8 protein-coding genes are annotated in these 7,512 nt (G+C 68.1%); 3 read left to right on the top strand and 5 right to left on the bottom strand.

Going from position 1 to position 7,512, the window contains the following annotated elements:
- From KDH83_RS28395 to purF, 3 genes are all read left to right on the top strand, one after another.
- Positions 1-399: SPOR domain-containing protein (locus KDH83_RS28395; protein WP_212321909.1), on the top strand; the 399-nt coding region annotated here is incomplete at its 5' end.
- Positions 399-887, top strand: a complete 489-nt coding sequence (locus KDH83_RS28390) for a CvpA family protein (RefSeq protein ID WP_102770938.1) — start codon at positions 399-401, stop codon at positions 885-887. The genes KDH83_RS28395 and KDH83_RS28390, both read left to right, overlap by 1 nt.
- Before the next feature lie 30 nt (positions 888-917).
- Positions 918-2,438: an amidophosphoribosyltransferase gene (gene purF, locus KDH83_RS28385; RefSeq protein ID WP_212321908.1), complete on the top strand. Its 1,521-nt coding sequence runs from the start codon at positions 918-920 to the stop codon at positions 2,436-2,438.
- Between the two features lie 78 nt (positions 2,439-2,516).
- On the opposite strand, the gene KDH83_RS28380 is transcribed toward purF, so the two are convergent.
- The 5 genes from KDH83_RS28380 to KDH83_RS28360 form a co-directional block, all read right to left on the bottom strand.
- Positions 2,517-3,038, bottom strand: coding sequence for a M48 family metallopeptidase (locus tag KDH83_RS28380; protein WP_212321906.1), 522 nt, complete (start codon positions 3,036-3,038; stop codon positions 2,517-2,519).
- Positions 3,026-3,571, bottom strand: a complete 546-nt coding sequence (locus KDH83_RS28375; protein WP_249205417.1) for a nucleotidyltransferase family protein — start codon at positions 3,569-3,571, stop codon at positions 3,026-3,028. The genes KDH83_RS28380 and KDH83_RS28375 overlap by 13 nt, the downstream gene beginning before the upstream one ends.
- Positions 3,572-3,634: 63 nt before the next feature.
- Positions 3,635-4,120, bottom strand: coding sequence for a disulfide bond formation protein B (locus KDH83_RS28370; protein ID WP_212321904.1), 486 nt, complete (start codon positions 4,118-4,120; stop codon positions 3,635-3,637).
- A 94-nt stretch (positions 4,121-4,214) separates the two neighbouring features.
- Positions 4,215-4,928 carry a MarC family protein gene (locus KDH83_RS28365; protein WP_212321902.1) on the bottom strand — a complete coding sequence of 238 codons (714 nt, stop codon included), beginning with the start codon at positions 4,926-4,928 and terminating at the stop codon, positions 4,215-4,217.
- A gap of 101 nt (positions 4,929-5,029) precedes the next feature.
- The coding region (locus KDH83_RS28360; protein ID WP_212321900.1) for a [protein-PII] uridylyltransferase at positions 5,030-7,512 on the bottom strand (2,483 nt) is incomplete at its 5' end.

The following is a 7,512-nucleotide window of genomic DNA, read 5'->3' as shown; positions in this document are numbered from 1 at the left end:
AGGAAGGATCCCAAGCCTGCCGCCAAGCCCGATCCCAAGCCGGAACCCAAGCCCGCCGCCAAGCCGGAAACGCGCCCCGACGACGGCGCCCGCGCGCTGGCGCTGCTCGAGGGCCGCAGCGCGCCTGCCGCCGCTGCGCCCGCTGCCAAGCCGGCCGCGACCAAGGGCAATTTCGTATTGCAGGTCGCCGCGTACACCACGTCCGATGACGCGCAGTCGCGGCGCAGCAAGCTGCATCAGGCCGGCGTGACCAACGCCTTCGTGGAGCAGGCGAACATCGGCGGCAAGCAGCAATACCGTTTGCGCGTGGGGCCGTTCCCCTCGCGCGAGGCGGCGCAGGCGGCCCAGGCGCGGCTGCGCACGCTGGGCTATGACAACGGCTTCATCGCCGCCCAGTAGTGACCGGTTTCGACTTCGTCGTGCTGGCCATCCTGGTGGTATCGGGTGTGCTGGGCCTGGTGCGCGGCCTGCTGAAGGAAGTGCTGTCGCTGGTGGCGTATCTGCTGGCGTTCGTGGCGGCGATCTGGTGGGGGCCTACGGTCTACGCCTGGTTGGAGCCATACATTGAAACCACGCTGCTGCGCATGGGGGTTTCCTACGCGGCGGTGTTCATTATCGTGCTGTTAGGCGTGGGCCTGGTCAATATGACGCTTTCAGCCTTGATCCGCAGCACCGGACTGAGCCCGGCCGACCACGGCCTGGGCGGAATGTTCGGGCTGGCCCGCGGTCTGCTGATCGTGCTGGCGCTGGTCGCCGCCGCCGGTTATACGCCCTTGCCCCAGGAGCCCTGGTGGCAGGACGCCATGTTTTCGCATTCGGCCATCGAGGCCATCAAACATATCAAGACGTGGCTGCCGCCGTCGCTGGCGACCTGGCTGCCGTATTGATTTGCTTCACATCAACCAGGAACTCTCACCATGTGTGGAATCGTAGGGGTCATCGGGCGCGGGCCGGTCAACCAGCTGCTCTATGACAGCTTGCTGCTGTTGCAGCATCGCGGGCAGGACGCCGCGGGCATCGCAACGTCGCAAGGCAACCAGTTCAATATGTACAAGGCGCATGGCCTGGTGCGCGACGTGTTCCGCACCCGCAACATGCGCGCGCTGCCCGGCACGTCCGGCGTCGGCCAGGTACGCTATCCCACGGCGGGTTCCAGCGCCAGCGAGGAAGAGGCCCAGCCCTTCTACGTGAACGCCCCGTTCGGCATCATGTTCGCCCACAACGGCAACCTGACCAACTGGCGCGAGCTGCGCGAATCGCTCTACCGCGTCGACCGCCGCCACATCAACACCAATTCCGACTCCGAAGTCCTGCTGAACGTGCTGGCGCACGAGCTGCAATCGGCCGCCAGCGGCGTCTCGCTGGACGACGACGCGATGTTCCGCGCGGTCGCGGCGGTGCACAAGCGCGTGCGCGGCGCCTACGCCGTGGTGGCGCAGATTTCCGGTTATGGCTTGCTGGCCTTCCGCGATCCGTATGGCATCCGTCCGCTGTGCATCGGTCGTCAGGAAACGGAAGAGGGCGTCGAGTGGATGGTGGCGTCCGAGTCGGTCGCGCTGGAAGGTAGCGGCTTCGCCTTCGTGCGCGACGTGGCGCCGGGCGAGGCGGTCTTCATCGACCTGGACGGCCGTTTCGTCAGCCGCCAGTGCGCCGACAATCCGCAGTTGGTGCCCTGCATTTTCGAATACGTCTACTTCGCCCGGCCGGACTCGCTGATTGACGGCGCGTCCGTCTACGGCGCCCGCCTGCGCATGGGTGAATACCTGGCCGACAAGGTCGCGCGCAACATGCGCCTGGGCGACATCGACGTGGTCATGCCGATTCCGGATTCCTCGCGTCCCGCCGCCATGCAGTTGGCCGCGCGCCTGGGCCTGGACTACCGCGAGGGCCTGATCAAGAACCGCTACGTCGGCCGCACGTTCATCATGCCGGGCCAGGCCGTGCGCCGCAAATCCGTGCGCCAGAAGCTCAACGCCATCGGCATGGAGTTCAAGGGCAAGAATGTGCTGCTGGTGGACGACTCCATCGTGCGCGGCACGACCAGCCGCGAGATCGTGGACATGGCGCGCGCCGCTGGCGCCAACAAGGTCTATTTCGCCTCGGCCGCGCCTCCGGTGCGCTTCCCCAACGTGTACGGCATCGACATGCCGACGCAGCAGGAGCTGATCGCCACCGGCCGCAGCGACGAGGAAATCGCCCGCACCATCGGCGCCGATGCCTTGATCTACCAGGACCTGCACGACATGCAGCAGGCCGTGCGCGACGTCAATCCCGCGCTGTCGCGTTTCGAGGCATCCTGCTTCGACGGCGAATACGTCACGGGTGACATCACCGCCGAATACCTGGCGCGCCTGGGCCAGTCGCGCGGGCAAGCCAGCGATGGCGAATCCGCCGGCGGCCTGCAGTTCAACATGGGGTATGCGGCCAACGACGCCTGATCGTCGGGTGTTGTTGGTTGAAAAGCCGTCCCTTGCGGGGCGGCTTTTTTCATTCTGGTGGGCCAGCGTGGTGGGCTGTCAGCCCGCCGGCTCCCACAGCGCTTCCCGGGTCGCATCCAGATGCGTCAGGTACAGCCGCAGGTCGAACTCGTACTGGTGATACTGCGGTTCCATGCGCTGGCACAGGCCATAGAACGCCTTGTTGTGCTCTTTTTCCTTCAGGTGCGCCAGCTCGTGCACCACGATCATACGCAGGAATTCCTCGGGCAGGTTGCGGAACAGCGTCGCGACGCGGATCTCGTGCTTGGCCTTGAGCTTGCCGCCCTGTACGCGCGATACATAGGTGTGCTGGCCCAGCGCGTGCTGCATGACCTGGATCTTGCTGTCGTAGGCAACCTTGCTGATCGGGTCGCCGTTGCGGATGTAGGCGTTCTTCAGATCGACCACGTAGTCATACAGCTGGCGGTCGGTGCGCACGCCATGAGCGCCTTGTGGATAGCGGGCGCGCAGCGCCGGGCCCAGGCGGCCCTGGTCCATCAGCTTGCGGGCCTGGTCGAGCAGGGGCGCCGGGTAACCGGTCAGGTATTTCAGTGCGGACATGGATTCAGTTCAAGCTCGGCCGCGAGCCGCAGCCGCGGCCATTTTTCGGCATAGCGCTTGGCGCGCAGCCGTTGGGCGAACAGCGCCGGATCGGCGAGGGCCGGACCGGGGCGCAGGATCAAGTCGAACAGGTCGGACAGCCCGTGCGGACACAGGATGCGCAGCGCGTCGTCGCCGTCCAAAGATACGCCGACGCAGGTTGCGGTTTCAGGCCAGGCGGCGATGCCGGCTTCCAGCGATGCGATGGGGGGTGGAACGCGCTCGTCATCGCGGCGCCACAGATGCACGCGCGCCTGATTGACCACTTCCCAGGGCGCGTCCGGCGCCGCCGCGCGCAGACGGGCGGCCAGTTCGGTTTCACTTGCCGAAGACAGGTCGGCGGAATCGAAATAAACGAAATCCACGTCGGCTGGCGCATGGCTGCCAGCCGGCAGTCCGTGCAGGTGATTCCAGACCAGCGCGCGCACCGCGCCGGCGCCGATGCACCAGTCCAGCCCGATTGCGCACGTCCGCGCCGCGCGCAGCCAGCGCATCAGCGGCTCGTGGGCGTGGACCAGGGCGCGCAGCGCGTCGGCGCGGGGATCTTCAATCACAGATTACTGCGCGCGTCCGCGGCCGAAGGCGGCGCGCAGGGACAGCAGCAGCACGACCGCGAACAGCGCCAGGCTCCACAGCGCGTATTCCACACCCAGCACCGACACGACCGCGTCCATGCAGGTGGCGTAGATGCCGAACAGCCAGGGCACGGCGGCATCCAGGCCGGCGCCGCTCATGAAGCGGTCGGCGAAGGTCTGGTCGCAGGACAGCATCTTGGCGGCCACGCTGTACTGGTACCAGGCGGCGACGACGCCCGCCAGGCCCAGCAGCGCGGCCAGCGCGCCGCAGACGCGCGTCAGGGCGCGGCCGCCGCCGAAGCCGCCGACCAGCGCCACCACGCCGATGACCAGGTAGATCAGGCGCTGCATCACGCACCAGGCGCAGGGCGGCATGTCGAACGCATGCTGGGAGATCAGGGCGACGCCGACGGCGCCGAAGCAGAACAGGGCGACCAGGCGTAGCAGGCGTTCGGAGCGGGAGGTCATGGTTTCAATGAATTTTGTAGACGGGTTGATCGGGCCGCGGCGCGGCGTGGGGCAGGCCGGAGCCTGCGCGGGCCTTCCGGCCGGTGGCCTAGACCTAGACCTTGGGAACCGGAATTGGTTGCATGACCTGCTGCAGCACGCCGACCATCAGTTCGCGCGCGCCTTCCCAGAAGATCTGCACGCCCAGGCACAGCATGATGAAGGCCGACAGCCGCATGAACACGGCGGTGCCATTGTCGCCCAGGCGGTGCAGCATCTGCGCCGCGAAGCGCAGGCAGATATACAGGGTGACGGACACCACGATGATGCCCGGGATGGAGCCGGCCAGCCGGACCAGGCTCAGCGCGTGGTTCTGGTCGCGCAGCGACACGCCCACGGTGATGGCCGCGGCGATCGAGCCGGGGCCGCAGCTGATGGGGAAGGTCAGCGGGTAGAAGGCACGGGCCCTGGCCATTTCCGGGGTGAACGATTCGGCCAGCCGCGCCACGCGCTCGGTGTCGGCATCGGGCGAATTGACCAGGCGCCAGGCGCTGGCGATCACCAGCATGCCGCCGCCCACGCGCACGATGGACAGCGAGATGCCGAAGAAGCTCAGCAGCACGTTGCCGGCCACCATGGCCACGACCAGCATCAGGCCGACGTTGATGGCGACCCGCTTGGACAGCACGGTGCGGGTCGAGGACGACGCGCCTTCGGTGAGCGACAGGAAGATCGGGGCGATGGCCGGCGGATTGAGGAAGGGCAGCAGGGTCGCCAGCGCGAAGAGGAAGCTTCCGCCGAACACGCGCAGGTAGTCGTAGAGCTGCATGGAGGGCCATCGCCGGAACCAAAACCCGGATTGTATGCGTTGGCGGCCTGCGTGGCGATGCGCCGCGCGGCCGCTATTGCTTGTGCCGGGTCACGCCGCGATCAGGCCGCGCGCTGACGCGCTTCCTCGCCGGCCAGCGCGTCCAGGATGTCGCGCTCGAACTGCATCTGTGTGCGGGGCCGCTCCAGCGCCGCGCCGTCCACGATGAACACGTCCTCGACGCGGTCGCCCAGCGTCATGATCTTGGCCATGAGCAGGTTCACCTCGTGCCGCGCGAATACCTGCGCCAGCGCGTGCAGCAGGCCGGCGCGGTCGGTGGCGGTCACCGACAGGCGCCAGGACTTGCTGCGCTCGTCGGGCTGCAGTTCGGCCTGGGGCATGACAGGAAACACGCGTGAAACGCGCGACTGGCGCGCGCGTCCGTAGTAGCCGCCCGTGTGCGCCGGCTGTTGTGTCGTGGCCGGCGGAGCCTTCAGGCGCTCGGCCAGTTCGTGTTCGACCAGGGTCGCCTGGGCGCGCAGGTCGGCGTCGCCCTCGGGCAGCAGCACGATGAAGCTGTCCAGCGCCCAGCCGTGGCGGGTGGTGTGGATGCGGGCGTCCTGGATCGACAGCGACTTGGCGGCGAAATAGGCGCAGATGGCCACGAACAGATCGGGCACGTCGCGCGTGTACACCATGATCTGCAGGCCTTCGCCCTGTTCGGTGGGGCGGGCCCGCACCACGGGCTCGGCCGGCGTCACCTGGTGATAGAGGTGGCGCGTGTGCCAGGCAATGTCCGAAGCGTCATGGCGCAGGAAATAGGCCACGTCGAGCTGGTTCCAGAAGGCCTCGCGGGCGTCGTCGCGCAGGCCGGCGCGGCGGGTCAGGCGCGCGGCTTCTTCCTTGCGCTCGGCCAGCACGGTGTGGGCGTCGGCATGGGCGCCGCCCAGCGCGGCCAGCGTCAGCCGGTACAGGTCTTCCAGCAGCTTGCCCTTCCAGGCGTTCCAGACCTTGGGGCTGGTGCCGCGGATGTCGGCCACGGTCAGCAGGTACAGGGCGGTCAGGTGGCGTTCGTCCTTGACGATGGCGGCGAAGTCCTGGATCACGGCCGGGTCGGACAGGTCGCGCTTTTGCGCCACGGCGGACATGAGCAGGTGCTGGCGCACCAGGAATTCGGCCAGCTCGGTGTCCTCGGCGTCCAGCCCGTGCTCGTGAGCGAAGCGGCGCAGGTCGCGCGCGCCGAGTTCGGAGTGGTCGCCGCCGCGGCCCTTGGCGATGTCATGGAACAGCGCCGCGACATACAGCAGCCAGTGGCGGTCCAGGCCGGCGATCAGCTGGCTGGCCAGCGGATATTCCTGGGCGTGCTCGGGCATGGTGAAGCGGCGCAGGTTGCGCACCACGGCCAGGGTGTGCTGGTCCACGGTATAGGCGTGGAACAGGTCATGCTGCATCTGGCCGACGATGCGCCGGAACACCGGCAGATAGCGCGGCAGGATGTTCAGCATGGTCATGCGGCGCAGCTCGTGCACGATGCCGCGCGGCTGCTGCAGGATCTGCAGGAACAGCTTGCGGTTGACCGGGTTGCGGCGGAACTGTGCGTCGATGCGGTGGCGCGAATGCCAGATGGCGCGCAGCGTGCGCGCCGACATGCCGGTCAGCTCGGGATGCTGCTGCATGACCAGGAAGGCGCGCAGCAGCAGCGTTGGATTGCGCTCGAAACCGTCGTCGCGGATGATGTCCAGCCGGTCGCGCAGGTTGCGGAAATCGTCGTCGATGTCGCGCGCGTCGCTGTCTGGGCGCGGGAACAGCCGCTCTTCGATGTTCTGCACCAGGATGACGTTGAGCTGGGTCACCAGCCGCGCCGCCCAGTAATAGCGCTGCATCAGCAGTTCGCTGCCGCGCCGCGTGGCGGTGGCGTGGATGCGGTAGATCTCGGCCAGCGCGGGCTGCAGGTCGAACAGCACGCGGTCCTCGCGGCGGCGGGCCAGCAGGTGCAGCTCGATGCGCAGCCGCTTGAAGGCCTGCTCGGCCTTGCGCAGGTCGCGCGCCTCGGATGGCGTCAGCAGGCCGGCCTGGGCCACCTGGCGCCAGTTGTCGCCGAAGCCCGCCGCGCGCGCCATCCACAGGATGACCTGCAGGTCGCGCAGGCCGCCGGGCGATTCCTTGCAGTTCGGCTCCAGCGCGTAGGGCGTGTCCTGGTAGCGGGCGTGACGCTGCTGCATCTCGACGCGCTTGGCGCGGAAGAAGGCGCGCGGGTCCAGGCGCGCCTTGGTGGCCGCGTCGAATTTCTTCATCAGCGCGCGGCTGCCCGCCAGCCAGCGCGACTCCAGCATCGCGGTTTCCACCGTGATGTCGGCCTCGGCCTCGCGCTGGCAATCCTCGATGGTGCGCACGCTGTGGCCGGGCTCCAGGCCCAGGTCCCAGAGGGCCGCGACCAGCCGTTCGATCGCGGCTTCATCGTCGGCCAACGGCGCTTGCGGCAGCAGGATCAGCAGATCCACGTCCGAATGCGGGTACAGCTCGCCGCGGCCATAGCCGCCCACCGCCGCCAGCGCCGCGCCCTCGGGCAGCGGGTGCTGTTTGACCAGGTCGCGCAGCGCGGCAT

This window comes from Achromobacter sp. Marseille-Q0513, assembly GCF_018195695.1.
Classification (GTDB): Bacteria; Pseudomonadota; Gammaproteobacteria; order Burkholderiales; family Burkholderiaceae_B; genus Achromobacter.
This window is presented reverse-complemented; position numbering and strand designations above follow the sequence as displayed.